Raw genomic sequence first — 24,857 nt, 5'->3', positions numbered from 1 at the left:
GTGAGGGTACTATGGGGAAAAATCAAGTTGATTTGCAGAACAATATTAATAATAAACGCTTACAAATACAGCGTTTGCACAAACCCACCACATTGGTGACAACTGTGGGAATTGATGTAATCAAGGGGTTAACTCAGGTTCAAAAATCACTTCCGCCAAAATATTTTTATGATGATAAGGGATCACAGTTATTTGAAAAAATTTGTGAGTTGCCAGAGTATTATGTGACGCGGACGGAGACAGCAATTTTCCAAAGTTGTGCCAGTGAAATTGCTAATTTAACTGGTGAATGTGAGTTAATAGAACTCGGTAGTGGTAGCTCAACAAAAACTAGAATTTTATTGGATGCTTATAAAGTAAATAATTTTTCATTGCGCTATCTACCTATTGATGTGAGTGGAGGAATTTTAGAGAGTAGTGCGAACAAATTACTAATAGATTATCCTAATTTGGATGTTCATGCATTAGTAGGGACTTATGAATCAGCACTTTTAGAACTTCCCGAAAAAAAGCTATTTAATCGGATGTTAGCATTTATTGGAAGTACACTGGGTAATTTGACTATTGAAGAATGTGATATATTTTTATCACAAATTACTGATGCTTTGCACAAGGGAGAATATTTTTTATTAGGGATAGATTTGCAAAAACCTAAAGAGATCCTAGAAGCTGCATATAATGATAGTCAAGGTGTGACTGCTGCTTTTAATTTAAATATATTGGAACACTTAAATTATTTATTTGATGGTGATTTTAATTTGAGTGAATTTGAACACTTTGCGTTTTTTAATGAGAAGCAAAGCCAAATTGAGATGCATCTACGCTCTTTGAAACGCCAGGTTGTAAATTTGAAGAAATTAAATATAACTGTGCATTTCGAGCAAAATGAAACAATTTTAACTGAAATATCTAGAAAGTTTAATCTAGATGAGATTCAGAATCAATTGAGATTACATGATTTAGCACCACAAAAAATCTGGACTGACAAGAATGAATGGTTTGGTTTAATACTTTGTCAATATTGAGCTATAAAGTAGGGGTAGTTGTAGAGTAAACTTGAGGAGCAGACTCAGATGACAAATTACCAATCCAGCACAGATGCGAGCTTTATCGCGTCTGAGAAAAATGTCGATGAAATCATTGCTGAAAATTTATCCATCAACCATGTGGAAACTATCGAGAATGTTATTGATTCTCTAGAACAAGATGATAGTGCGATGGTTAGCCACCCTGCTGAAGGTGGATATTTGTGGAAGTTCAAGTATGGTAGTGCTGAAGTATTTGTACAGTTAACGGGTACTAAGGATGAGGATACCATAACTGTTTGGGCTGCGGTGCTGAAATTACCAGCAAAAGATGAACTCGGTTTGATGCGGAGACTTCTAGAAATGAATTGTTCTAGCACTTTTGAATCGCGTTTTGGAATTATTGAAAATCAGGTTGTTGTAATTACGACGCGGAATTTAGCTGAGTTGTCTGCTGGTGAAGTGTCCCGTTTAATTACGATTGTGGCAACTGTTGCTGATGATAACGATGATATTTTACAAGCTGAGTTTGGAACTGTATAACCAGAATTTGAACGTTAGCATCTTGCAGCAAATTTTCACCTATTTTAACCGCATCTGTTGTAGGGGTTTAGCAATGCGCTTTACCCCTACAGTATTAATAAATTTAGTTATCTCAATACCAAAACATCTATGCATTTAGAACCACCGTTATTTCAAGCAATTCATCAACGTCCAATTTTAAAACTACCGAATCATGCTAGGGTTGCAGTCTGGGTAGTGATGAATGTTGAACATTTCACATTTGGTAAACTAGGAACTGCAATTCAACCTCATTTAAATAGTCATCCCGAAATTGCTAATTATGCTTGGAGAGATTACGGCAATCGTGTAGGAATTTGGCGTTTATTAGAGCTTTTTCAGGAGTTAGAAATACCAGTTACTGCCGCAGTTAATGGAGAAATATGTACTTTCTACCCGGAAATTATGACAGCAATGCAAGAACATAACTGGGAAATTATGGCACATGGAATTAATAATTCTACTGGTCATAGTGCTATGGAGAAAGAAGAGGAATGGGTAACAATTCAGCGAACAATTAGTTTATTAAAACAATCCACAGGTAAACATCCTCAAGGTTGGTTAACTCCAGGATTTTCCATCACTGAATCTACATTTGAATTGTTGCATCAAGCAGGTATTGTCTACACTGCTGATTGGGTAAATGATGATCAACCTTACTGGTACCCGGTTAAAGAGCAAAAAATGTTAGCAATTCCTTACACTATTGAAGCAAATGATATTACATTATGTTTGAGTAATCGATTTAGTGGCGAACAATTTTCTCAAGCAATTATAGATCAATTTGATCAGTTATGGCATGATGGCAGAACCAATGCTAGAGTGATGGCAATTGGCTTACATCCTTTTATTGTTGGGCAACCGTTACGATTAAAATATCTAAAGCAGTGTTTGTCCTATATCAAAAATAAATCTCAAACTTGGCTAACTACAGGTGAAGAAATCTATAAGTTATTTACTAAAGATGCCAAAGATTAGGATGAATAAGCTGCTAAATATTAAACCTTAATCCATATGAATACATCCCCAATTAAAACTATTATCATTCCTGTAATTGATGCTAATTCAGAAAATATTCAGCCCTATGGTTATCTTTTGGGTGATGATGTGAGTAAACCAGGATTAGGAATTCCTTTCTATCAAGAAAGGGTGATTGAAGGAGAAAACATCGACTTTACTTATCGTGGAACTGCGACTTTTAGAACCGCGAAAATTTTGCCGGGATATCCAGCTATTATGTGGCTGGAACGTCATTTATATATGACACAAATGTTTATTGCCTTAGGGCAGTCTCCATTTATTATGGTAATGGCACCTCCAAATCAGAATAAAAATGAGGATTTACCTGATTTATCCGAAGTTAAAGCTATACGTTTTCCTCCTGGACATGGACTGTTATTACATCTAGGAACATGGCACGATTTTCCTATTGCTTGTGAGGAACCTGTGGTGATTTTAACTGCTAATTCTGATGAGGTTGTGACGGCATTAAGTCAGATGCAGGAACCTGGGGAAATGAATCAAGGTGATGTTTATAAAATATCTTTGCCGAAGCGTTTAGGTTGTGAATTTGAATTGGATGTTTAGATATATATAATTCGTGACAAGAAATGATGGATTATCATCACAAAGAGAGACGCGATGTATCGCGTCTCTACGGGGTTTAATAAAAATAGGAAAATGCTAATATTATGACTTTAATTCTGACAAATGATGATGGAATTGATGCACCAGGAATTCAAGCTTTAATTCAAGCCGTAGATGGTTATAAAGTAATAATTGCTGCCCCAAAAGATCATCAGTCAGGTTGTGGACATCAGGTGACAACGACAAACGCGATCGCACTTCACAAAAGATCGGAAAATACATATGCTATTGCTGGGACTCCTGCTGATTGCACCAGAATTGCAATCTCACATATATGCAAAGATGTCAAATACGTTTTATCGGGGATCAATGCTGGAGGAAACCTAGGAGTTGATGCTTATATATCCGGTACCGTTGCTGCGGTGCGGGAAGCCGCGATGCATGGTATACCGGGAATCGCTATTTCCCACTATCGTAAGGGGAAACTAGATTATAACTGGGATGCAGCAACACGGTGGACAAAAAAAGTACTTGGTGAGTTGTTCACACATCCCTTGGAAGCAGGGAGTTTTTGGAATGTGAATTTGCCGCATTTACTCCCTGATGCACCCGAACCTGAAATAGTGTTTTGTCAACCTTGCGTTAAACCATTACCCATTAACTTCCGGATTGAGGGCAATAACTTCTATTATGTAGGCGATTACAGCAAACGCGATCGCACTCCTGACAGCGATATTGATGTGTGTTTCTCTGGCAATATCGCAATTACTCAACTGACAGTTTAATTTACTCTGGAGAACTTTGCAGCATCCCCATTAAGCGGTCTAAAGTTTGAGTCAGGTGGGAAAGTTTCTGCATAGAATCATTTTGATTTTCTGCAAGTGTTTGTACCGCATCGCACAACGCCAAAATTTGATATCCTTGCTGCTGAACCTGCTTTCCTTGTTCTTCAATTTGAGTGCTGAGATTGTCAACTCTATCAGCTAGACGTTCTATTGTCTCACTTGTGACTAGTACGGCTTCACCAATTTGTTCAACAATCGACTCTAAGCGACCTACTTTAGCGTCAAAATTTACTACTGCAACCATTTATTTAGCACCTTGCTGATATAGAACCCGCTGTTCATTCGCTGTCTATTTTTCAATAAGTTCATAATTTCTTTAAAATCATACTGCCCTAATAATCAAGGCACAGGATAATTTCATCGCCTTACTGAAATTCAAGTTATTATTTAATACTTTCTTAACATAGAATATAGTGGATATACCTTAGTAAATTCCCTGAGTTTAATAGTATGAGATCATTTCATCACCTCCCCTAGATTACAGCGGCAATAGCAATTGCATTTCAAGCTGGTCTGAAATATAAAGCCTTCGACTGTTGAGCTTTAGGCAACAACGTTAGCCAAAAGTAAGTAGATGGGTATAAATAAACAGAATAGAAACTTAGCTTAAAGCATTAATGCTACTCACTATTAGCTACTGACTAATCACTCGCCACAAAGATAATTTTTCCTACCCACCTACTTAAGTATTTATTAGTTGAATAAACTAAATTAAAGTATTGAAGGTTAAATTAATCTGTTACTAACGGGCATTTTCGAGATTTGTGAGATTTTATCGCATATTTACCGAAACAGATAGTTAATCTAAATACAACTGATTCAAATATACACATTTATCCAAAAAAGTCATCTGCTATAAGATATATTTAAATTACTTTACCCCAAATTTATAAAATATCATCATCAATCTGATCTTGGTAAAGATTCAGTGAATATACTGTTGAGGGTAACTAAATTAATATAATTCGGGTTTATAGTCAGATAAATATTACGTATATATACGTTTTAACTATATATTCGGTTTTAAGATGTATCAACTACAATACAAGACTACAAGTAAAGGTGCAGCATCTAGCGTTTGGAAATCAGAGCTTGCCCCTCATCCCTCAGTAAGTTCTACCTTCAAACGTTCATTGGATATAGTTGGTAGCTTAGTAGGGTTAATGATATTATCGCTCATATATATTCCGATAGCGATCGCAATCAAAATCGATAGCCCTGGTCCAGTTTTTTTTACTCAGGAACGTTACGGATTACAAGGTCGTAAATTTTACATCCGCAAATTTCGATCCATGGTAAGTGATGCCGAAAATTTAAAATCTCTAGTTCAAAATGAAGCGGATGGACTTTTTTTTAAAAATACTAATGATTTTCGCGTTACAAAATTAGGGCGATTTCTAAGAAGTACAAGCTTAGATGAATTGCCTCAATTTTGGAATGTTTTGGTGGGTGAAATGAGTTTAGTGGGAACTCGCCCACCCACCCATGATGAGGTGGTACGCTACACAGAGCGTCATTGGCAACGTTTGAAGGTTAAACCCGGATTGACTGGGGAATGGCAGGTTAATGGACGTTCTCAAATTAAAGACTTTGAAGCGGTTGTTGATTTAGACTTGCTGTATCAGAAAAAATGGTACCCTTTTTACGATGTTTTATTAATAGTGAGAACTATTTACACTATTCTGGCTAGGGTTGGAGCTTGTTAATCAGTTAACAGTTATCATGCCATGCCATGCACCTTGAAGTAAGCGTAAATTTTACCAGGTGCATTAATCCCTGTTTCTGTTCCCTGATTTAATCTTCATACCAACTGGCACGCCAAGCGCCTTCTGCTTCGGCAATTGAACGTTCTCGTTGTTTTTTGAGATATTCGCGGCGAAGCTTCTGTAATCCCGTGAGGATTTCATTAATTTGTCTGCGTTGGGATGAAAGGTTAGAATCTGCAAATTCAATTTCTGCTAAACGGAGATTGATTGCCATAATTTTTGTTAAGCCTGATTCCCGAGATTGTTGCTTATTACCAACTTCAATGACTAAGTTGAGTAAATTTGGTGGTGCTGGTGCGATTTCTGCGGAGTTCTCAGATGCTGCGGTAGCTGCTTCCAAGATTGCTGGGGGCAGCTTTTGAGGTAGAAGATTAGCTTTTTGTAATATCAGGTTAGCTTCGTGGGAAGTTTTCTTGAGGTTGTATTGGGCTGCTAATTCGATACTTTGATACCATTTACTAACTTCTACGGGATTAGATGGGTTAATTTTGGCAAAACGAAGAGGTTTGACGGGGATTATCTTGGGGAGTATCGAGATTTTTGGTAATGCTGGTACTTGCTGTTTAATTCTGGGGTCTACGTCTGGCTTCTCTTCGCTAAGTTCAGTTTCTTCTGTTTCAAAGGGTGATTCTCCGTTAGCGATCGCTATCTCGGCAAAAGCTATAGAATCGGTACTGCCAAGATTAAATATGATTTTTTCACTTAGTGATAATTCATCGAAGGATTCGTCTAATTCATCATCATCTTTTTCTTCTTCTTCTTCTGTTTCTTCATCATCCGTTATTGATGTGGATGATTCTGGTTCTGGCTTTGTATAATCAATCAGTTGTTCTGAGGTTTGGGTACCAAGTTGACGCAGTGCTTTCTGAAGTTTTTGACGTTGGTTAAGGGATAGACGCAAAAAATTTTCAGGATATCCTTGGGTACATAAATGATAACTGGCTAAAATCAGTTGTTGACGTACTGCTTGCCCTAATGTTGTTAAGTAACCTGTACAAGCGGCTTCCAATTCAGACGCGATCGCGCTAATCTTTTCTTCTAAAGCCTCTATATCCCGTTCAATTCGCTCAATTGCTCTCGCCATATTCCTCTAAATTCCTTTAGCTTGATTACTCTAAGGGGTGCTGAGTCTAAAGTAACCAGACTAATACTATTTTTGATTTTTTCATCTCCATAGCAACCTAACATATCTGATGAATATAGTAGTGGACATCTCGGTTAGGACATAAATATTTGTCTAAAAGGGAAAAGGGAACAGATAAATGTCCTAATAAAAATGGCTACAGCTATAAAAACAGGTCAAGCAAAGAGTTTGACCTGTTTTTTGGCTAATTTTCAGTTCAAAAAGTTAGTAGTTAAAAATTAAGATTTACTTTCAACTTCGTAACTACTTTGCGCCTATTTGTGCCGCAACTTCATCTGCAAAACTCATTTCTTGTTTTTCGATGCCTTCACCAAGCACGTAACGGACGAAACGAGCAACTTTTACAGTATCACCAGTTTGAGCATTAGTTTGTTTGATTAACTCTTCGATGGTGATATTTTGGTCACGAATATAAGGCTGATCAATCAAAGTCATCTCTTTCAGACGCTTTTCAATTCGTCCCTGAACAATCTTTTCTTTGATATTATCAGGCTTGCCTGCTAGGTCATCACGACCCATTTCGATATCTTTTTCTTTTTGAGCCATTTCGGCGGGAATTTGATCCACACCAACATACTCAACATTCGGACAAGCAGCTACTTGCATGGCAATATTTCGTGCTAATCCTTTGACTTCTTCATTAGCAGCTGTGGTGTCTTTTTGACATTCCAATTCTACTAATACGCCAACACGACCACCAGTGTGAATATAGCTATCAACTACGCCGTACTTACCTTCTGGTAAAGTGAAGTTGACAAAGCGACGCACTTGCATGTTTTCGCCCAACTGTGCTGATAGTTGCTTGAGTGAATCAGCAACTGTGACGTTATTGTCATCAACATAAGGTTGAGCCAGCAGTGAGTCCACACTATCAGTAGTGGTAGCTTGCTTTGCTATGTTTTGTACTAGTGCTTTGAAGGCTTCGTTACGAGCTACGAAGTCCGTCTGACAGTTCACTTCGGCTAATACACCAACACGACTACCAGGCTGAATCGAAGTATCAACTAAGCCTTCGGCTGCAACTTTTCCCGCAACTTTATCTGCTTTCGCAATCCCTTTTTGCCGCAACCATTCGCTAGCTTTTTCGATATCGCCTTCGTTTTCCTTCAGAGCTTTTTTGCAGTCCATCATTCCTGCACCAGTCTTTTGGCGCAGCTCTTGGACAAGCTTTGCAGATATTTCCGCCATATTGCCTCAATTCCTTTATTAGCTACTTGACTGACATTTCGTTTGAAAATCTGTGAAATCAGACTTGTTAATGGTGATTGCTGCGGGTTGAGCGGAGTCGAAACCCAGCATTTTGAATCTCAGGTATTTTATTTACATGGACATTCTCCACAGCAATCACAACTTAGTCTTTATTCCTCATCGTCAGGTGTTTTGTACTCACTGTAATCAGTGTCATCATATTCTTCATCTGAACCGTCATAATCGTCGTATTCTTCCTCAGGATCCAACTGACCATGACGACCTTCATAAATTGCATCGGCTAGTTTACCAATGATCAATTTAATTGAGCGAATCGCGTCATCGTTAGCAGGAATGGGGATATCTACGACATCTGGATCGCAGTTGGTATCCAACATGGAGACGATAGGAATATTCAGCTTCTGACACTCTTGAACTGCGTTATATTCCCGACGTTGGTCTACTATGACCACTATGTCAGGTATTTTCCGCATTGTTTTGATGCCACCGAGATATTTTTGCAGCTTTGTCATTTCCCGACGCAGCATTGAGGCTTCTTTTTTCGGTAGTAAGTCAAGTGCGCCGTTTTCTTCACGACGTTCTAAGTCCTTGAGGCGATCTACACGGGTTTTAATGGTTGTCCAGTTGGTGAGCATTCCACCTAACCAACGTTGGTTGATGTAATGAGAACCACATCTGGCTGCTTCTTGAGCGATGATACCCGCAGCTTGGCGCTTGGTACCAACAAACAGAAATTTCTTACCAGATTCTGCTTGCGATCGCATATAGTTATAAGCTTCATCCATCAACTGTGCTGTTTGCACTAAGTCGATAATATGTACACCGTTGCGAGAGGTGTAGATATAAGGATTCATTTTGGGGTTCCAGCGTCGGGTCTGATGCCCAAAGTGAACTCCAGACTCCATCATTTGAGCCAATGAAACAACTGGCATATTTTTCTCCTAATTCGGGTTAATCCTCCACCCAAGTGCATTCCCAATAATTAGGAACACCCGAATGCTTGAGTGTGCGGAATTTATGAACCATACTAAGGTAACATAACTTGGCGACTATGAAGGGTGGATTTCCCGAATATTTCCCGAATATTTTCAGGTTGTGGTGGTGTTTCCTGCTTAAATTTATTGCTTAAATTTGTTGCTTAAATACTATCTGGGTCTTCTCCCAGTTCTCGCAATTTTGCAGCGAAACGTTCGGCGCGTTGCTGTTCGGTATCTGCCCGTTGTTGTTCGGCATCTGCCCGTTGTCGCTGTGCTTCTTCCGGCAGTAAAACTACATTGCCTGCTTTATCGTAAAATCTCAGCCAAGTATTGCTGTCATCTTCCACTGTGCCATTCCATACTCCTACCCAAAGTTCCAAAGTCTCGCTCCACAACCACCCTTGCTGATTAGGAACTATTTGCTGGTAGCCATTGCGACTATCTAAACTCCATCCTTGGAGTGAATTTACTTTTAACGGATGGAAGACAAAATAATCTTTGGTTTTAAATACTTTTTCGTAAAGGCGTTTTTTATCTCCCAAATCCTGCGCTTCTGTGGAGTCTGAGAGTAACTCAATAATCACATCTGGGTAGCGTCCATTTTCTTCCCAAACAACCCAACCCAAACGTGTGGGGTCTTTTTCCACATCCAAAACTGCAAAAAAGTCTGGTCCTTTAAAATCCCTATTTTTAGCTTGCTTACTGCTGTAATAAACAAACATGTTGCCACCAATAAAATAATCTTCCCGTTCAGCCCAGTGATGTTTGAGGGAACAGATTAATAAATTCATGGCAACGCGGTGACGATTGCTTTCCAAGGGTTCTCCGTCGTCAAATACTAAGTCTGTTGGTGGCATGGGAGGTTGCCACTCTTCAGGTTCGGTTATTGGATTGGGGGATAATTGGGTGGTTTCTGGTGACATAAAGTCCACTTCTTGAATATACAGGACTTTGATTAATATTTTACAGTATTCATTAATATTTTGACCTGTCTCCGGCACAAATGCAGGGAGATTCTGAACAGTTGCAAAACAAAGCGACTCAAGCCACAGTGTGTAAATGCAGAAATAAGAAAGCGCCTAACTCATGACTTCAAGTCACGAGTATGCGGCTTGTATAAATCAAAAACTCTGAACAAAATCAAGCCTAAAAAACTATGAATTTGTTGCACTACTAAAGCGAATTTTTAAATAATCATCCTCCATTTTAGCTCCTCCTGGTTGCAGTGCAGCTAAAGCCTGGGGCAATACCAAATTGCGGCGATGATTCCCAATGCGAATATTTAATTCATCACCATTTTTGCTGAGTTGAACTTGATTTTTGGGAATACCAGGTAAATACAGTTCTAAACTGTATTGATTATTTTCTTGTACGACTCTGATTGTATTTTCTTTATAATAAACCTGAGCCGGATCTTCGTCATGATAAAGTGTTTCTTTGAGTCTTTCTAAAGCTGCTAAACCACACATTTCTTCCGAAAATAGTGGTACTTCTTTAACTGGTAGCGGATGAAAATTGTCATGAATTTCTTGACGATATTCTTTCTGATTTTCTTTCCAGCGTTGGAAAAATGGATCCTGTACTTCATCTGGAATAATCCGATTAGCAACAACCATATCCGTCGCTACATTATATAAGCTCAAATATGCATGAGCGCGTAGTGATTCTTTAATCACCATTTTTTCTGGATTTGTTACCAAACGAACGGATGTTTGAGTGTTATCTGTTAATACCTTTTCTAACGCCTCGATTTGCTCATAAAATTCATAAGGTGCGTCCATAATTTCCTTATCTGGTAATGAGAAACCCGCAATTGGTCTAAATATTGGCTCTACGAATGGACGCAGTGCAACTGAAATATTTTGAAATGGTTTGTAAAAGCGCCGCATATACCAACCACCAACTTCTGGCAAACTCAACAACCTTAAAGCTGTACCTGTGGGTGCTGAGTCAATGATTAAAACGTCAAATTCACCTTCGTCATAGTGGCGTTTCATCCTGACTAAGCCAAAAATTTCATCCATACCGGGTAAAATTGCTAACTCTTCCGCTTGGACTCCATCCAAACCCCGTGCTTGTAAAACTTGGGTAATATATCGCTTTACAGCACCCCAGTTAGATTCCAATTCCACCAGTGCGTCCAGTTCGGCACCCCACAAATTGGGGCGAATTTGCCGAGGGTCGTGTCCTAATTCTAAATCAAAGCTGTCTGCTAGGGAGTGTGCGGGATCGGTGCTTAGTACTAAGGTTCGGTAGCCTAGTTCCGCGCAACGCAGACCAGTGGCAGCGGCAACGGAGGTTTTACCAACTCCACCTTTGCCCGTCATCAAAATTACACGCATGGATGATTATATCCCTTTTAAGTTTTGTTTACATTTATTTACATTATCGATGGTTTCTCGAAAAATAAATGCTGTTTGGCTAGATTCCAGGGTGAAGTTTGCCAATAATCAATATGGGAAACAATTAAGTTAGCTTCATTGACGCGTAATTCACTCCACCCAGAGATTGAGACTTTTGGTTTCCAAGGTAGAGGAGTATTCCAACTCAGTGTCCACTCTGTTTTAATTGTGTCATCAGATTGATTAATGCTATGTAAATCCATGTGGCAGTGGAGAAACCAGGTTTTGATGAACTGAATCATTTTTTGGTAGCGTTCAATGCCTGTGAATTTATTAAATGGATCTTGGAAATAAACATCTGCTGCGTAAATTGAATAGGTTTGATCGTTGGGAAATTTTTGATAATCTGATTTTAAAGTGTCGATAATATGCATAGGTCAGTAAACAGTGAACAGTGAACAGTTATTAGCTAGAACCGAGCATACTTTACCTTAGATTAGGTACACTACGCTTTGGCTTCGTAGTAGCCGAAGCCCGTTTTCTCTTATTCGTCTTCATTCCAAAGTCTTTGGAGTTGGTAGCGCCATGTAGATAAGGTTTGTTCTCGTGCTTGTGCGGTTTGTTCGATTTCCCCCATCATTCCTTCAGCGTAGAAACGATCAAGGTTTTGCATGGTGGTTTCGAGGGATTGATTTTGGATTTTAGCGGCTTTGATAATTAGACGGATGCGGCTATCGATGAGGTTGCCAAAAATATCATTTAGCCCAACTTCAAAGAGAGAAATTAATTGCGCGATCGCGTTCTTGAAATCATCCACTATTAGTGTACTGTTTTTGTGCTGAAACACTCCCCACAAGGCATTTTCATAGATGGCATAACGAACTTCTCGCGTGTCGTCGAAATTGGCTATTAGTAATTGTTCTAGAAATGGTTGAGCATCTTGAATCGGCATAATTGGCAGCACTACCCGCAACCAATCGTTATCTTCTGATAGTAGTATTAGTAACCGAAAAGTGTCGGTTTCTATTTGCCAGGAACCAGGTGCAATCATACTTGATGCTGCTGCGGTACCAAACAACTGTTGGAGGGTATCCTCAATTTCGCCGGCTCTCATTAGCTCTACTGATAAATCACATCATCTAGGCTATCGCATTATGGAGATTGGGATATTCGGCTGTTTGGGTAAATTTTTGAGTTAATTCCCTTATACCAATTTGAGATAGGAGACGCTCCGGTGGAGCATCTCTATTGTGTTTAACTGAAATTTTCTGTATGTGCTAGTATGCTTTCTTGAATACGCGATCGCTCTAATTCACGACCTATGATTACTAGGTTGGTTTGTCGAGTTTCTCCAGTTTTCCAGGGACGATCGTAAAATTGCTCAAATCTCTGTCCAACTCCTTGAATCACTAAACGCATGGCTTTTTTGGGAACTGCAACAAAACCTTTAATTCGGTAGATTTCTTGTTGCTGTACCAGTTGCTGCAATCGATTAATTAAAATTTGCGGTTCAAATTCCTGTTCTAATGCTATGTGTACTGAATTAATCTCATCATCATGATCGTGTTCTTCCTCAGTATCGTGATGAGAAGGACGAGAATCGATATTATCTTCAACTGCGGCATTAAAACCAAGTAACAAATCTGGGTTAATTTCCCCTAGATGCGAACGTACTATTTTCACGCCGCTTGGTAATTTGTTCTGCAACCACTCATAAATCTTAGCTTGGTTATCTGAATCTACCCGATCCACCTTGCTTAGTAATACCATGTCCGCACAGGCAAGTTGATCTTCAAACAATTCTTCAATTTCCGTTTCGTGATCGATGCTGTCATCAGCTTCTCGCTGTGCAGTTAAAGCTGCCAAATTCCCCACAAACTGACCTGCTGCTAGGGCTTCACAGTCTACCACCGTCACCACACCATCAACAGTTGCCCCGTTGCGAATTTCTAGCCAGCGAAAAGCTTGGATTAGGGGTTTGGGGAGAGCTAAACCCGAAGTTTCAATCACTATATTGTCAATGCGATCGCGTCTTTTCAACAACTCCTGCATTGTCGGCAAAAATTCTTCCTGGACGGTACAGCACAAACAGCCGTTTGTCAATTCAACTATATTATTGTTGATATCATCATCATCGCAAACGCCACAGGAACGTAACAATTCCCCGTCAATTCCCACTTCCCCAAACTCATTCACCAAAACCGCAATACGACGACCCTGATTATTTTGCAACAGATTTCGTACCACTGTTGTTTTGCCAGCACCAAGAAAACCAGTAATCACCGTAACTGGTATTTTTGTACCCATACATCTGTACCTCGCAGATTTATTTACTGATATTCGACTCAAAATTCGGCGGGCATTCTGGCTTACACAGTTTTTGAATTCGGGATTTTAATCACTCTATATTCTCAACAGGCTTACAGCTGCGGGACAGCGACGGACTTGCACCGTGAACTTTCCCCCTTACCTCCAGTGGCTGACCCCCACTAGAACCGGATCTAGATCCTGAGAGTACCATTTATCAGCAAAGCAAAACAAGACATTTGAAGACCAGTGACATACTCCACAGACACCCTTACCCTTCGGGAACAGGTGAGTGTTGGCTTCTCAGTGACTCTTCTATGAAGACATTAACTGAGCTTTAAGACCGTGTGCCCCACGGTTCTTTTGTTTAAGCTAAAAGAGCAAAAAACTAGGTACAAGTCACAAGTATAATACTTCTAACTCATACCCGTAAAAAAACTATCTTCATAAGATTTCTAATTTCTACTACTTAAAGTCGAATGTTGAGTTCGTGAACTACCTACACTGACCTGACGGTACAGTGTAGGCTTCCTGTCCAACAGAAAGCGCAGTAGTGGATTTCTTGCGTCCTCCCTTACTCCGACTTACATCTGGGCAACAAGCTTCTTGATGAAGTTGTTCATGGGGGTTTCCCCCATGACCACACTTCATCGCTTTACCCCCCGTTCCAGAGGTCAAAATTCGTAGTCCCTCATCTCTGATGTTAATAGCTGCGTTCACATCCCGATCATGTTTTGTATGGCAGTTTTCGCAAGTCCAGAATCTTACATCTAGCGGTAAACTACCAACTTGATTCAAGCAGGCATGACAGGTTTTTGAACTGGGAAAGAATCTATCAACTTCCTGATATATTTTCCCTTCCATCTCTGCCTTGTATTTCAGCATTGTGCAAAACATTCCCCATCCAACCTGATGAATAGCTTTAGCTAGACAGTGGTTTTGCATCATGCCTTTGACATTAAGATTTTCCACAACAATAACTTGGTTTTCGTTAACTATCCTACGAGATAGCTTGTGCAGAAAATCCTCACGACAGTTAGTTATTTTTCTATGAACTCTAGCAACTTTTTTCCTAGCCTTAATTCGATTTTGAGAACCTTTCTGTTTTCTAGATAGCTGTTGCTGTTTAAGTTTTAAATTCTTCTGATGTTTGTTGAGTATTCTAGGATTGTCAAACTTAGAACCATCGCTAGTAACTGCAAAGTCAGTCAAACCCAAATCAATACCTATTGCTTTGCCTTGTGTATTTGATTCTGGTTTATCTTTACCGTCATCAAACAGAATAGCCGCAAAATATTGATTGGAACAGTTTTTAGATATGGTTACAGTCTTAACTTTTCCGTCAATCGGTCTATGGATTATTGCTGATACGTTCCCTATTTTGGGCAGACTTAAATAATCATCAGCAATTTTGACGTTTTGAGGATATTGTATTGACTGCTTACTATGTTTAGATTTGAATCTAGGGTATTTAGCTCGCTTTTCAAAGAAATTATTGAAACCTACACCCAAATTTAAGCAGACTTGCTGCAAACATTGTGAATAAGTTGAAGTTAGCCATTCATATTCTTTCTTTAACTGGGGAATTATCTTTTTTACTGCGTAGCCAGATAAGCCCTTACCAGTTTCTTTGTATGTTTGGTTCATCAAATTCAGGCAGTAATTCCAAAGCCAACGACAACAGCCAAAAGCTTGCGCTAGTGACTGCTGTTGCTGGGCATCTGGATATAACCTGACTTTGACAACTTTTAGCATATTAGAGTAAACGACATTTGCTATAAAAGAGTATAACATAATGGTTGCTCGTTTCCTCCATGTTCTGTTCCCTGTTCTTCCTGCGGAAGAATTTGCTCACAGAACTGTCGTCAACTCACGCGCAATTCATCTCAACACTTCCGCGAAGCGGTAAGTGTGAGGCTTCTTCCTGTTCAAGCTAACCTTTCTTTCATCAACTTTGCAGGTGATGGTGTAATACTCGAATTTAAAATTTCTGTATTAAACCGATACCCAACATTCCTAATAGTTTGAATCAAACTAGGTTGACGGGGATCTAACTCTACTTTTTTCCGTAAAGATAAGACATGAGTATCAATTGTTCGGGGATTATCAATCGCATCGGGCCAAGCCCTTCGCAACAATTCTGAACGTGACAAGGGAATTCCTCCTGCCTGCGCTAAAACATACAACAAACTGAATTCCTGCGGTGTTAAATCGATGAATTCCCCCTGAAAGCGAACTCTACGTTGTACCAAGTCAATCTGTAATGTTCCATAATCCAAGTAAGCTGGAGCAACAGGTGTACGCTTGCGACGGATTAAAGCTTCAACCCTAGCCAAAAATTCCTGCATCCCAAATGGTTTGCTCAAATAATCGTCTGCACCTGCCTTTAAACCCCCAACAATATCAGCCTCCGACGTTTTGGCAGATAGCATCAACACAAGCGGCTGCTGACGGTGTAACCAACGGCAAAACTCAATCCCATCACCATCAGACAAATCAGCATCAAGCACAACTAATGTCGGTTGATGACTCAAAAATATCTCCCTTGCTTGGTAGATGCTAGCAGCCTGATATACTCGGTAATCTAGCTGCTGCAAGTGCCAACCTAGCAATGACCTCAGATGAGGATTTCCTTCAATAATTTCAATACAAACTGAACCCACGCTAGCAAGACCCCTTCGCGTCCATGACTTCCAAAGTAACAAAGCCTAGCAGTAAGGTTTTGTAACCGTTGTTACTTCAACCGTGATTAGTTTTACTTTATCTAATCGCAAAACAGATGCAATATTTGTTAAAAGCTTACCCTAAGCCAGATAGATCACATTATTAAGTTTTTGTTATGCTAGGACTAATCAGCTCACCTTAGACATTTAATTTTCGTAAAACTGCAAACTACTTCATCGGAGTATCTTAAATTTCTCAAATTCGATAAATTTGTATGATGTCAGGAAATCACCCATAGACATTTTTTCTCTAATCGGAGTACTGTAATAAACACAACCAGATTGTTCACTGGCTCAATCATAAGAATTGCTTACCAGACCACACATTTTCTGAGTTCTGGAATAGCATGGAGATAAACTGTAGCTGCTTACATGTATTCCTTGTATTCTTTAAACGGAGAGATACCAGCTTTGAACTAATGTCAGGATTCAATAGGACTTCACTTTTTACTCCGAATACTTTATAATTATCGTCCCAAACAGATTTCAACAGCAGTTATGCTCCAAGACACACAATCAATCCGTTTTTATCAAAGATTGACCGATGCCTTCGTCGAGTTATGGAATCGTGGTTATCGCACTGACGACATGCGAATGTATCTGGATGGTTATTTAGCGGCTTTACGTAACAGCAATGCGATTGAAGCTTATCTGATCCATCGTTTAGAGGAGGAGGCTACCCGCTATTTATACGACGTTTCTAATTTTGTCGTGACCCAACCTCAAACAGAAAAGGAAGCAGGCTACTACTAGAATATTTCCTTATCCATTAGTTTATTGCTCTTGCTTTTAACTTCTTGCCGTCCACGATAATAGCACATGTTTGGCAAAAGTCAACTGCCCTAGTGAGCAAAAATTTCAAAATTGTAAAAATAATCTACAAATGATTATCCCCTCAGCAGAGTTTTACGCTTAGAACTAGCTGGGGGGATTTTGAGTTAAATCACAGAAGAGCCGGAGGGAGTTTTTAATCGGGGGAAGGGGTAATTCCTGCTCCGAAGCAGTCGGGGCTAAGTCCTTCTAATATGTTTTGGATTGTTCGGATACCCTCCCCTGGCTCCTACGGTGTATCACAATCCCCCTAAATCCCCCTAGCTCTGAAAGAGCTAGGGGTTGGGGGATCGAAAAGCCTGGGAGGCAACCCGAAAAGACTTGTGTGTACACCGTAGCCCCTGGCTCCTTTGACTAGTTCAAATGGTTGAGCAGTATTTTCCTATGAAGCTAAAGCCACTTCAACAATTTGTTGTAACTCATTTTTTTGATATAGTTCAATCAAAATATCTGAGCCACCAACAAATTCACCGTTGATATAAACTTGAGGAATTGTGGGCCAACTAGAATACTCTTTAATTCCTTGGCGAATTTCTTGGTCATCAAGGATATTCAGGGTTTCAAAAGGTACACCTAAAGTATTTAAAATTTGTACCACATTGTTAGAAAATCCGCACATTGGCATTAATTTGGTTCCCTTCATGAAAACCATAATTTTATTTTGGTGAACCAAGTTGTCGATACGTTCTTTTAGCTCTGGTGTCATGATTTTTTCTGTATTGTGATATTTGCTGAACTTAATTGTAAATCTCCTGTCCTTAGCTTTGAACTGCGGTTTGCCAAGTTTCTGGAGTATAGGTTTTGAGGGCAAGTGCGTGAATTGCCTCGGTTGACATTGCTTCTTGCAAAGATCGGTAAACTATTTGGTGTTGTTGTACTAGTCTTTTGCCCGCAAATTGCGATGAAACTACGGTAACTTGGTAGTGGTCGCCACCACCTGTCAAGTCTTGTACTTGCACTTGAGCATCAGGCATTTCAGCTTTTATCATTGCCTCGACTTGTTGCGGACTGATCATCGAAATCCCCAAAAAAACTTCTTTACTCATTATGAACTATGGGGAGTTTGCAGTAGTCATGGTTGAACCAAGATAACTTAAAAGACAAGTTATGAGTAATAAGTCTGTTTTGTAAGGGCGATTTAGACTAGGCTGTAAAATTTGATGTAAATTCGACACTTTTATTCTATACAATTTTTCTGTCATCGACTGGTTCCTAGGCTCTGTCGGGAACCCTGACTTTGAGGAACCCCGCCTCTTATTCTGACTGGAGACGGAGCCAAAGGATATGCATTCCTTGCCGGAGACTAGGAACGACTTAGAGCAAAGATATTGAGTGAAAATTGAGCCTTTAGAAAAGCACAAAGTCAACAGCCTAGATTTAGACCCCCAAACGTGATTGACAAAATAAAGACGTTCCACCCGAACGTCTTTAGAGGGGGGTTTGTTGTCACTATCCTTATTTTTGGGATGTACTGTTTCCACGGGGGGCTGGCGCATCAACAAATCCTAATTCCAATAGTTGTTGGTATGCTTTTTTACCCAAATCTCTGGTAGGGTTTTGACTTTTGATGGTTTGTACTAGTAGGGGAATTGCTAATTCGTCTTTATTTTGGGCGCGATGAACTAGTGCAAGGTTATATGTGGCTTGATCCCTCATTTGAGCCGCTTCTAGAGCCTTCTTGCGTTGCACATCGGCAACACGGTTATCAATACCAGCAAAGCTGGAGTTAAGTTCTTGGTAAAAATTGGATAGCTGGTTAAAAACAGTACGCGCTTCTTGTAGTTTCTTGACAGCAACATCATATTGTTTGGAATTTGCTGCACTTTCCGCGTCGCTCATCAAGCGTTTACCACCATCGATGCTTAATAGACTGCTGCTATTTTGAGAAGATGGACGTAAAACATTGGGGTCATTAGGGTCGATGGGTTGCTGGGGGTTAGGACTGTTGCTAAGTGATGGAACTTGGGCATGTACGGGTAATAATAAGGCAAAGGTTGCCACTAGTGATAGTGAGACGCTACGAATGAGGACAACCGAGGTAGGGAGGTTCATAGGGTGTTTGAAGGGTGATAAATAGTTATAGGGAAATATAATCTTCGGGTATCTTAACTTTGTTTTGGATTTTGACAAAGTAAGGTCCCATACTAAGTCCCTTTGGTTTAGACTGAAAGTCAATTAAATTGAGTTCCCGCACCTCCTGCAAAATAGCTGACATATTTGTTATGAGCGATCGCATAAATAATCCAATAAGCAATAATCCAATAAACTATCCAAGTACATCTCTAGGCACAGGCACACCTAAAATTAACCTGGGAATGATCTTACAACGGGGCGGGGAAGAATTGGCTTTGGAGAAAGTAAGCGATCGCTTTACTGTTCGTCCGGCTCAAAATATATCATCAAAGGATTTATCATTAGTAAATTGGGGTAATTGGCAACGTCATATTCCTATTGCCAACTTAGAATTATTCACCGTCAGCCCAAATGAGTTGGAAGCCTCAATGGCGATGGCTCGTAATTCCCAAAGTATCACTTTTGCCAGCCATGTTTACCAAATTAAGAACAACCCTGGCAATTTTGTTTATTTGGATGATCAAATTACAATTCAATTTGCGCCAGAGATTGATTCGGCGAAAATCAAGACATTTGCTAGCAGTTTGCATTTGAAATTAGATAAACCTGTTGATGGATTAAATAACACTTTTGTTTTTACTGTTGGTAAAGAAGCGGTTGAAAATCCGATCAAAATCACCAATAGGTTGCAAACACTGCCGGAAGTTTTAGCGGCAGAAGCCAATATTGTGATTCAACAAGAGCCACATTATCAACCCCGTGACCCTTTATTTTCTCAACAATGGTATCTCAGTCATAAAGGGGGGAATCAATTGGCTTTAAATTCCCACATTATGGTGGAAAAAGCTTGGGATTTGACTCGTGGCTTGCGTTCGGTGGTGGTGGCTGTGGTGGATGACTCTTTTGATTTGAATCATCCTGATTTTCAGGGGAGTGGGAAAATTGTCGCCCCTAGGGATTTGAAGGAAAATGATTTTCTACCCCTCCCCAATGAACAAGAAGCCAGTCATGGTACTGCTTGTGCGGGAATAGCGATCGCTGAAGAGAACGGGACGGGTATTGCTGGGGTGGCACCCGGATGTGCTTTGATGCCAATTCGCACCACGGGCTACTTAGATGATGAGTCAATTGAACAAATTTTTGATTGGGCAGTGGAAAAAGGTGCCAGTGTCATTTCTTGCAGTTGGGGAGCCTCGGCGGTGTACTTCCCCCTCTCGATGCGTCAGCGGGCAGCCGTTACTAGGGCAGCAACCAAAGGACGTAGTGGTAAAGGTTGTGTGATTATTTTTGCTGCTGGGAATGCCAATCGCCCGGTGAGTGGGGTTGTTAGTGAGCGGAATTGGGCAAAAAATATTGTTTCTGGTGATACTAAATGGTTAAGTGGTTTCGCTGTACACCCAGATGTGATTACAGTAGCAGCATCCACCAGCTTGAATAAAAAAGCGGCTTATAGTAATTGGGGTGAAAATATTTCTGTATGTGCCCCAAGTAACAATGCACCACCAGGGATGTGGTTTCAAGCAACAGGATATGTCTACACTCAACCGGGGATTGCTGGGGCATTACCAGGATTAGGAGTGTTTACAACCGACCAATTGGGTGCCGCAGGTTACGATTTGGGGAATTTTACCAATACCTTTGGTGGGACTTCCAGCGCCACACCGGTTGTTGCGGGTGTTGCGGGGTTAATTTTATCAGTTAATCCTGATCTGACAGCGCGGCAGGTGAACAATATATTAGAGGAAACAGCAGATAAGATCATTGATACCGAGGCAGATTTGCAGTTAGGGCGACGTGAAGGAACCTATGATGAAAAGGGTCACTCCCAATGGTTTGGTTATGGGAAGGTGAATGCAGCCCGTGCAGTAGAGGCAGCCAAGAAGTTGCGAGCAATTCCGAATGTGGGAAATCGGCAAATCTCCGCCAAAAACATCAATAAAATTGCTATCCCCGACAATAATCGCCAAGGAGTTAAAAGCGCGATCGCATTTTCTGATGCCAGCCTAGTCAAAGATATACAAATTACCGTTAATATCAACCACGATTTTTTAGGTGATTTAGAAATTTATCTCATCGCCCCCAACAAGCAACAGATATTATTGCAAAGTCGGACGTTAGGAAGAAGCAATCAATTGCAGGGTCATTTTAGTACAGCTACAGAACCAGCGCTGATGCAATTGGCTCACCAACCAGCGGCAGGTAGGTGGTATCTCTGGGTTATTGACTATGTACCAGAAGATATAGGTACTTTGAATAGTTGGGAATTAACTTTAGGATTTTAACTATCATATTCTTCTCAAGCCTGATTAATAAATCTTAAAGATGGGCTTAAATCTGGGATTTGTGACCCTGAACTTGGGACTCTTGATCCGGGAAATTTGCCATGTTCGCCAATTCTCGATGACGCAGCTTGACTTGATTAATACTTAATTTTTGCAAAGTCTTGGTTAAATCGTGGGTCAAAAAACGGGCATCCTGTTTGACACAACTCCGGATATATTTGGCAACTGGAATCGGCATCCCAATGTCAATATTGACGTTAGTCCCCCAACTGGGATTCAAGTCACTGTAATTAATGCTAACGGGTAAAATTTGTACTCCCAATCCTGGATGGTCTGATTCTGCCCTCAAAGCCAAACGAGCAATCCCCGGCTTGAGTGGGTGAACTCTCCCTTTGCGGATACCCCCTTCTGGAAAAATCACCAATACTTGACCATTTACAAGTAAATCCACTGCATGACGCAAAGAGGTAATAGATGGATTTTGGGGTTCAACAGCAAAACCACCCAAGCGACTGATAAACCATCCCTGTATTCCTGTACATTCGGTGGCAGTCACCATGAATCGTAAATCTCGCCCGCTAACATACCTACCAGCCGCAAAAGGCACCAATAGGGCATCCCATCTAGATCTATGGGTGGGAGCAAGAATTACAGGACCTGTGGCTGGGATATTATTTTGCCCAGTTACTTCAATTTGCCCAAAAAAATTGGGTAATAGCAACTTAGTTCCCAAGAAATATGCCAGACTACTCAGGCTAGGAGAAATTAGCGAGGTTTTGCAAGCAATGTGAGAGTTGGTATTATTTTTCCCTAGCTTGCGATCGCTTTGATCAGAGGAAGAGCAAAGTTCAATCATAACGGTGGTTGCTAAATGACGGGTGAAGATGTGATGAAAACTCTGATTAGATACACCGTAGATTTTCTTCCTTGAATTTTGTTACACCTACTGGACAGTTTCATCTTTGTCCTTTGAATTTACCGAGTTTGAACGCTGTCGCCGATGTAAAAACCAGTTTTGTAACTGTTGACGGCAACTAGATTCTAAAATACCTCCAACAACACGCAGATGATGGTTAGATACTGAGCTATCTGGGATATTCGCAACAGTCCGCACCGCCCCGGTTTTGGCATCATCTAGTCCATACACGAGATTGGCAAGTCGAGCTTGAACTATAGCCCCCGCGCACATCGGGCAAGGTTCTAGAGTTACATAGAGAGTACACCCATGCAAGCGCCAAGTTTCTAACTTTTGAGCCGCTTTTCTGATAGCGACGATCTCCGCATGAGCCGTAGGATCATGGTCGCGTTCTTTTCTGTTTTCTCCTTCAGCAATCAGATTACCGCCGGAGTCAACTATGACAGCGCCCACAGGAATATCACCTCCATCACCTGCTAATTGGGCTAATTGTAAGGCGTGGCACATCCATTGTCTATGTATAAGATAATCTGAGTATTTTATTAACATTTTCTTATTTTGGTCAATATTTTAGCTGCATCTGGAAATTGCTCAATGAGGGCAGTAGGCAGGTTTTTGGAAGAAGCTTGTGCATGAAAGCAAAAACTTTCCCTTTAGACGCATTTTTATATCAGTAGATTGCTGTTGAAGATTGTCACTGTATATTTAATTAATAAAACTTTATTTATGTTTATAATAATTTACATATATTAAATTTTGTTGTTCTGTGGGTCTAGATTCTGTCGCTAAGGATAATTTTTTAGGTATTCACGGAGTACATAGAGAGAAGATTACTACAATAGTTTTAGAGGTAATTCGATGGAAACCCGCTATGTACATAGAAAAAACCTTGATTCTCAAAATGATGATTTTTAATCAAGTTGGTGAGTTTTTTCATGAATCCAGGATATAAAAAGTTGATCAAGACCAGATAGACAGAGCAATTTGGTTGATTGTTACTCAATTATTAATAAACCGTTACGAGATAGGAGTATCTATGCGACTACGCCGTTTGGTAGACTTGAAAACTGAAACGGCTGTTGGGAAACGGCGCGAAATCAAGCAATTTAGAGGGCAGACTCTGTGGAAAATACTCTTGGGTTAGAAATTATTGAGGTAGTAGAACAAGCAGCGATCGCTTCCTCCCGTTGGATGGGGAAAGGGGAGAAAAATACTGCTGACCAAGTTGCAGTTGAAGCAATGCGTGAGCGGATGAACAAAATCCACATGCGTGGAAGAATTGTAATTGGTGAAGGCGAACGTGACGAAGCACCAATGCTCTACATTGGCGAAGAAGTTGGTATTTGTACTCGCGCTGATGCACAAAACTTTTGTAACCCTAGCGAATTAATTGAAATTGATATCGCAGTTGACCCTTGCGAAGGTACCAATTTGGTGGCTTACGGTCAAAACGGTTCAATGGCAGTATTAGCAATTTCCGAAAAAGGTGGTTTGTTTGCAGCACCTGACTTCTACATGAAGAAACTAGCTGCACCCCCACAAGCCAGAGGTTTGGTAGATATCAATAAATCTGCTACCGAAAACCTGAAAATTCTTTCCGAGTGTTTAAATCGTTCGGTTGAGGAATTGGTAGTTGTGGTGATGGATCGTCCACGTCACACAGAATTAATCCAAGAAATTCGTAACTGTGGCGCTAGAGTACGATTGATCAGCGATGGTGACGTTTCTGCTGCTATTTCCTGTGGTTTTTCTGGAACCAACATTCACTGTTTAATGGGTATTGGTGCGGCTCCTGAAGGTGTCATTTCTGCTGCGGCAATGCGTTGCTTGGGCGGACATTTCCAAGGACAATTAATCTATGATCCTGAAGTTGTCCAAACCGGTTTAATTGGGGAAAGCCGCGAAGGTAACTTGGCTAGATTGAAGGAAATGGGCATTACCGACGGAGACAAAGTTTATAACTGCGATGAATTAGCTTCAGGTGAAACTGTCTTATTTGCAGCTTGTGGTATTACTCCTGGAGTATTAATGGAAGGTGTACGTTTCTTCCATGGTGGAGCCAGAACTCAAAGTTTGGTAATCTCCAGCCAATCACAAACCGCTCGCTTTATCGATACAATTCACATGTTTGATTCACCTCAAACAATTAACCTGCACTAATTCAATTAATCGGGAGTGGGGATGAGGGAATAGGAAATAAAAGGTCAAGAAGAGGAAAAGGGGCAGGAAGCAAGGGGGAAAACGGTAACGGAGAGAAGCTCTCTCAGAC

At 40.4% G+C, this 24,857-nt stretch carries 26 protein-coding genes and 1 riboswitch; of the genes, 9 read left to right on the top strand and 17 right to left on the bottom strand.

What is annotated here, in order from left to right; all coding sequences use genetic code 11:
* Positions 1–11 precede the first annotated feature (11 nt).
* The 5 genes from egtD (at position 12) to surE (ending at position 3,958) form a co-directional block, all read left to right on the top strand.
* Positions 12–1,025: an L-histidine N(alpha)-methyltransferase gene (egtD, locus tag CAL6303_RS17640; protein WP_015199177.1), complete on the top strand. Its 1,014-nt coding sequence runs from the start codon at positions 12–14 to the stop codon at positions 1,023–1,025.
* A gap of 48 nt (positions 1,026–1,073) precedes the next feature.
* Positions 1,074–1,568: a YbjN domain-containing protein gene (locus tag CAL6303_RS17635; protein ID WP_015199176.1), complete on the top strand. Its 495-nt coding sequence runs from the start codon at positions 1,074–1,076 to the stop codon at positions 1,566–1,568.
* A gap of 129 nt (positions 1,569–1,697) precedes the next feature.
* Positions 1,698–2,564 carry a polysaccharide deacetylase family protein gene (locus tag CAL6303_RS17630; protein ID WP_015199175.1) on the top strand — a complete coding sequence of 289 codons (867 nt, stop codon included), beginning with the start codon at positions 1,698–1,700 and terminating at the stop codon, positions 2,562–2,564.
* Positions 2,565–2,600: 36 nt separating this feature from the next.
* Positions 2,601–3,173, top strand: coding sequence for an ureidoglycolate lyase (locus CAL6303_RS17625; RefSeq protein ID WP_015199174.1), 573 nt, complete (start codon positions 2,601–2,603; stop codon positions 3,171–3,173).
* A gap of 104 nt (positions 3,174–3,277) precedes the next feature.
* Positions 3,278–3,958 carry a 5'/3'-nucleotidase SurE gene (gene surE, locus CAL6303_RS17620; protein WP_015199173.1) on the top strand — a complete coding sequence of 227 codons (681 nt, stop codon included), beginning with the start codon at positions 3,278–3,280 and terminating at the stop codon, positions 3,956–3,958.
* A 1-nt stretch (position 3,959) separates the two neighbouring features.
* On the opposite strand, the gene CAL6303_RS17615 is transcribed toward surE, so the two are convergent.
* A complete protein-coding gene (locus CAL6303_RS17615) occupies positions 3,960–4,262 on the bottom strand; it encodes a hypothetical protein (protein WP_015199172.1) in 303 nt (100 codons plus the stop codon).
* 784 nt (positions 4,263–5,046) lie between these two features.
* On the opposite strand from CAL6303_RS17615, the gene CAL6303_RS17610 reads away from it, so the two are divergent.
* Positions 5,047–5,724: a sugar transferase gene (locus tag CAL6303_RS17610; protein WP_015199171.1), complete on the top strand. Its 678-nt coding sequence runs from the start codon at positions 5,047–5,049 to the stop codon at positions 5,722–5,724.
* Positions 5,725–5,812: 88 nt separating this feature from the next.
* On the opposite strand, the gene CAL6303_RS17605 is transcribed toward CAL6303_RS17610, so the two are convergent.
* From CAL6303_RS17605 to CAL6303_RS17560, 10 genes are all read right to left on the bottom strand, one after another.
* The gene (locus CAL6303_RS17605; protein ID WP_015199170.1) at positions 5,813–6,868 is read right to left on the bottom strand and encodes a hypothetical protein; all 1,056 of its coding nucleotides are present in this window, start codon (positions 6,866–6,868) and stop codon (positions 5,813–5,815) included.
* A gap of 303 nt (positions 6,869–7,171) precedes the next feature.
* Positions 7,172–8,116, bottom strand: coding sequence for a translation elongation factor Ts (tsf, locus tag CAL6303_RS17600; protein WP_015199169.1), 945 nt, complete (start codon positions 8,114–8,116; stop codon positions 7,172–7,174).
* A gap of 170 nt (positions 8,117–8,286) precedes the next feature.
* On the bottom strand, positions 8,287–9,069 hold the full coding sequence (rpsB, locus tag CAL6303_RS17595; RefSeq protein WP_015199168.1) for a 30S ribosomal protein S2: 783 nt from the start codon (positions 9,067–9,069) through the stop codon (positions 8,287–8,289).
* A gap of 206 nt (positions 9,070–9,275) precedes the next feature.
* A complete protein-coding gene (locus CAL6303_RS17590) occupies positions 9,276–10,037 on the bottom strand; it encodes a Uma2 family endonuclease (RefSeq protein ID WP_041740740.1) in 762 nt (253 codons plus the stop codon).
* Between the two features lie 231 nt (positions 10,038–10,268).
* Positions 10,269–11,456: a TRC40/GET3/ArsA family transport-energizing ATPase gene (locus tag CAL6303_RS17585; protein ID WP_015199166.1), complete on the bottom strand. Its 1,188-nt coding sequence runs from the start codon at positions 11,454–11,456 to the stop codon at positions 10,269–10,271.
* 38 nt (positions 11,457–11,494) lie between these two features.
* Entirely contained in the window at positions 11,495–11,890 is a 396-nt protein-coding gene (locus tag CAL6303_RS17580) for a DUF2358 domain-containing protein (protein ID WP_015199165.1), read from the bottom strand.
* 110 nt (positions 11,891–12,000) lie between these two features.
* Positions 12,001–12,570, bottom strand: a complete 570-nt coding sequence (locus CAL6303_RS17575; RefSeq protein ID WP_015199164.1) for a hypothetical protein — start codon at positions 12,568–12,570, stop codon at positions 12,001–12,003.
* A 140-nt stretch (positions 12,571–12,710) separates the two neighbouring features.
* Positions 12,711–13,763 carry a cobalamin biosynthesis protein CobW gene (gene cobW / locus CAL6303_RS17570; protein ID WP_015199163.1) on the bottom strand — a complete coding sequence of 351 codons (1,053 nt, stop codon included), beginning with the start codon at positions 13,761–13,763 and terminating at the stop codon, positions 12,711–12,713.
* Positions 13,764–13,792: 29 nt separating this feature from the next.
* Positions 13,793–13,971: riboswitch (cobalamin riboswitch) on the bottom strand.
* 287 nt (positions 13,972–14,258) lie between these two features.
* A complete protein-coding gene (locus CAL6303_RS17565; RefSeq protein WP_041740739.1) occupies positions 14,259–15,518 on the bottom strand; it encodes an RNA-guided endonuclease InsQ/TnpB family protein in 1,260 nt (419 codons plus the stop codon).
* Between the two features lie 173 nt (positions 15,519–15,691).
* Complete coding sequence (locus CAL6303_RS17560) at positions 15,692–16,426, bottom strand: response regulator transcription factor (protein ID WP_015199161.1); 735 nt, start codon at positions 16,424–16,426, stop codon at positions 15,692–15,694.
* 558 nt (positions 16,427–16,984) lie between these two features.
* On the opposite strand from CAL6303_RS17560, the gene CAL6303_RS17555 reads away from it, so the two are divergent.
* Complete coding sequence (locus CAL6303_RS17555; protein WP_015199160.1) at positions 16,985–17,239, top strand: DUF6761 family protein; 255 nt, start codon at positions 16,985–16,987, stop codon at positions 17,237–17,239.
* 460 nt (positions 17,240–17,699) lie between these two features.
* Here the strand turns inward: CAL6303_RS17555 and grxD are convergent, their stop codons facing one another.
* From grxD to CAL6303_RS30410, 4 genes are all read right to left on the bottom strand, one after another.
* Positions 17,700–18,023 carry a Grx4 family monothiol glutaredoxin gene (gene grxD / locus CAL6303_RS17550; RefSeq protein WP_015199159.1) on the bottom strand — a complete coding sequence of 108 codons (324 nt, stop codon included), beginning with the start codon at positions 18,021–18,023 and terminating at the stop codon, positions 17,700–17,702.
* Positions 18,024–18,075: 52 nt separating this feature from the next.
* Positions 18,076–18,333: a BolA family protein gene (locus CAL6303_RS17545; protein ID WP_041740738.1), complete on the bottom strand. Its 258-nt coding sequence runs from the start codon at positions 18,331–18,333 to the stop codon at positions 18,076–18,078.
* 439 nt (positions 18,334–18,772) lie between these two features.
* On the bottom strand, positions 18,773–19,369 hold the full coding sequence (locus tag CAL6303_RS17540) for a hypothetical protein (protein WP_015199156.1): 597 nt from the start codon (positions 19,367–19,369) through the stop codon (positions 18,773–18,775).
* A gap of 25 nt (positions 19,370–19,394) precedes the next feature.
* The gene (locus CAL6303_RS30410) at positions 19,395–19,532 is read right to left on the bottom strand and encodes a hypothetical protein (protein WP_015199155.1); all 138 of its coding nucleotides are present in this window, start codon (positions 19,530–19,532) and stop codon (positions 19,395–19,397) included.
* A gap of 7 nt (positions 19,533–19,539) precedes the next feature.
* Here CAL6303_RS30410 and CAL6303_RS17535 point away from each other — a divergent pair, with 7 nt between their 5' ends.
* On the top strand, positions 19,540–21,672 hold the full coding sequence (locus tag CAL6303_RS17535; RefSeq protein ID WP_015199154.1) for a S8 family serine peptidase: 2,133 nt from the start codon (positions 19,540–19,542) through the stop codon (positions 21,670–21,672).
* A gap of 46 nt (positions 21,673–21,718) precedes the next feature.
* Here CAL6303_RS17535 and CAL6303_RS17530 read toward each other — a convergent pair whose 3' ends face one another.
* Positions 21,719–22,528, bottom strand: coding sequence for a lysophospholipid acyltransferase family protein (locus tag CAL6303_RS17530; protein ID WP_015199153.1), 810 nt, complete (start codon positions 22,526–22,528; stop codon positions 21,719–21,721).
* Between the two features lie 87 nt (positions 22,529–22,615).
* Complete coding sequence (gene tadA, locus CAL6303_RS17525) at positions 22,616–23,137, bottom strand: tRNA adenosine(34) deaminase TadA (RefSeq protein WP_083866326.1); 522 nt, start codon at positions 23,135–23,137, stop codon at positions 22,616–22,618.
* 573 nt (positions 23,138–23,710) lie between these two features.
* Between tadA and glpX the strand changes: the two genes are divergently transcribed.
* Complete coding sequence (gene glpX, locus CAL6303_RS17515) at positions 23,711–24,748, top strand: class II fructose-bisphosphatase (RefSeq protein ID WP_015199149.1); 1,038 nt, start codon at positions 23,711–23,713, stop codon at positions 24,746–24,748.
* Positions 24,749–24,857 lie beyond the last annotated feature (109 nt).

Source organism: Calothrix sp. PCC 6303, from assembly GCF_000317435.1.
Classification (GTDB): domain Bacteria; phylum Cyanobacteriota; class Cyanobacteriia; order Cyanobacteriales; family Nostocaceae; genus PCC-6303.
This window is presented reverse-complemented; position numbering and strand designations above follow the sequence as displayed.

What these genes read in the sequence shown, in the direction of transcription:
- CAL6303_RS17605 (WP_015199170.1), bottom strand. Translation starts at nt 6,868, where the DNA reads ATGGCGAGAGCAATTGAGCGAATTGAACGGGATATAGAGGCTTTAGAA.
- CAL6303_RS17545 (WP_041740738.1), bottom strand. Translation starts at nt 18,333, where the DNA reads ATGATCAGTCCGCAACAAGTCGAGGCAATGATAAAAGCTGAAATGCCT.
- CAL6303_RS17615 (WP_015199172.1), bottom strand. Translation starts at nt 4,262, where the DNA reads ATGGTTGCAGTAGTAAATTTTGACGCTAAAGTAGGTCGCTTAGAGTCG.
- CAL6303_RS17530 (WP_015199153.1), bottom strand. Translation starts at nt 22,528, where the DNA reads ATGATTGAACTTTGCTCTTCCTCTGATCAAAGCGATCGCAAGCTAGGG.
- CAL6303_RS17625 (WP_015199174.1), top strand. Translation starts at nt 2,601, where the DNA reads ATGAATACATCCCCAATTAAAACTATTATCATTCCTGTAATTGATGCT.
- CAL6303_RS17590 (WP_041740740.1), bottom strand. Translation starts at nt 10,037, where the DNA reads ATGTCACCAGAAACCACCCAATTATCCCCCAATCCAATAACCGAACCT.
- CAL6303_RS17575 (WP_015199164.1), bottom strand. Translation starts at nt 12,570, where the DNA reads ATGAGAGCCGGCGAAATTGAGGATACCCTCCAACAGTTGTTTGGTACC.
- surE (WP_015199173.1), top strand. Translation starts at nt 3,278, where the DNA reads ATGACTTTAATTCTGACAAATGATGATGGAATTGATGCACCAGGAATT.
- CAL6303_RS17555 (WP_015199160.1), top strand. Translation starts at nt 16,985, where the DNA reads ATGCTCCAAGACACACAATCAATCCGTTTTTATCAAAGATTGACCGAT.
- grxD (WP_015199159.1), bottom strand. Translation starts at nt 18,023, where the DNA reads ATGACACCAGAGCTAAAAGAACGTATCGACAACTTGGTTCACCAAAAT.
- cobW (WP_015199163.1), bottom strand. Translation starts at nt 13,763, where the DNA reads ATGGGTACAAAAATACCAGTTACGGTGATTACTGGTTTTCTTGGTGCT.
- CAL6303_RS17610 (WP_015199171.1), top strand. Translation starts at nt 5,047, where the DNA reads ATGTATCAACTACAATACAAGACTACAAGTAAAGGTGCAGCATCTAGC.
- tsf (WP_015199169.1), bottom strand. Translation starts at nt 8,116, where the DNA reads ATGGCGGAAATATCTGCAAAGCTTGTCCAAGAGCTGCGCCAAAAGACT.
- rpsB (WP_015199168.1), bottom strand. Translation starts at nt 9,069, where the DNA reads ATGCCAGTTGTTTCATTGGCTCAAATGATGGAGTCTGGAGTTCACTTT.
- CAL6303_RS17540 (WP_015199156.1), bottom strand. Translation starts at nt 19,369, where the DNA reads ATGAACCTCCCTACCTCGGTTGTCCTCATTCGTAGCGTCTCACTATCA.
- CAL6303_RS17580 (WP_015199165.1), bottom strand. Translation starts at nt 11,890, where the DNA reads ATGCATATTATCGACACTTTAAAATCAGATTATCAAAAATTTCCCAAC.
- egtD (WP_015199177.1), top strand. Translation starts at nt 12, where the DNA reads ATGGGGAAAAATCAAGTTGATTTGCAGAACAATATTAATAATAAACGC.
- tadA (WP_083866326.1), bottom strand. Translation starts at nt 23,137, where the DNA reads ATGTTAATAAAATACTCAGATTATCTTATACATAGACAATGGATGTGC.
- CAL6303_RS17565 (WP_041740739.1), bottom strand. Translation starts at nt 15,518, where the DNA reads ATGCTAAAAGTTGTCAAAGTCAGGTTATATCCAGATGCCCAGCAACAG.
- CAL6303_RS17585 (WP_015199166.1), bottom strand. Translation starts at nt 11,456, where the DNA reads ATGCGTGTAATTTTGATGACGGGCAAAGGTGGAGTTGGTAAAACCTCC.
- CAL6303_RS17635 (WP_015199176.1), top strand. Translation starts at nt 1,074, where the DNA reads ATGACAAATTACCAATCCAGCACAGATGCGAGCTTTATCGCGTCTGAG.
- CAL6303_RS30410 (WP_015199155.1), bottom strand. Translation starts at nt 19,532, where the DNA reads ATGTCAGCTATTTTGCAGGAGGTGCGGGAACTCAATTTAATTGACTTT.
- CAL6303_RS17535 (WP_015199154.1), top strand. Translation starts at nt 19,540, where the DNA reads ATGAGCGATCGCATAAATAATCCAATAAGCAATAATCCAATAAACTAT.
- CAL6303_RS17630 (WP_015199175.1), top strand. Translation starts at nt 1,698, where the DNA reads ATGCATTTAGAACCACCGTTATTTCAAGCAATTCATCAACGTCCAATT.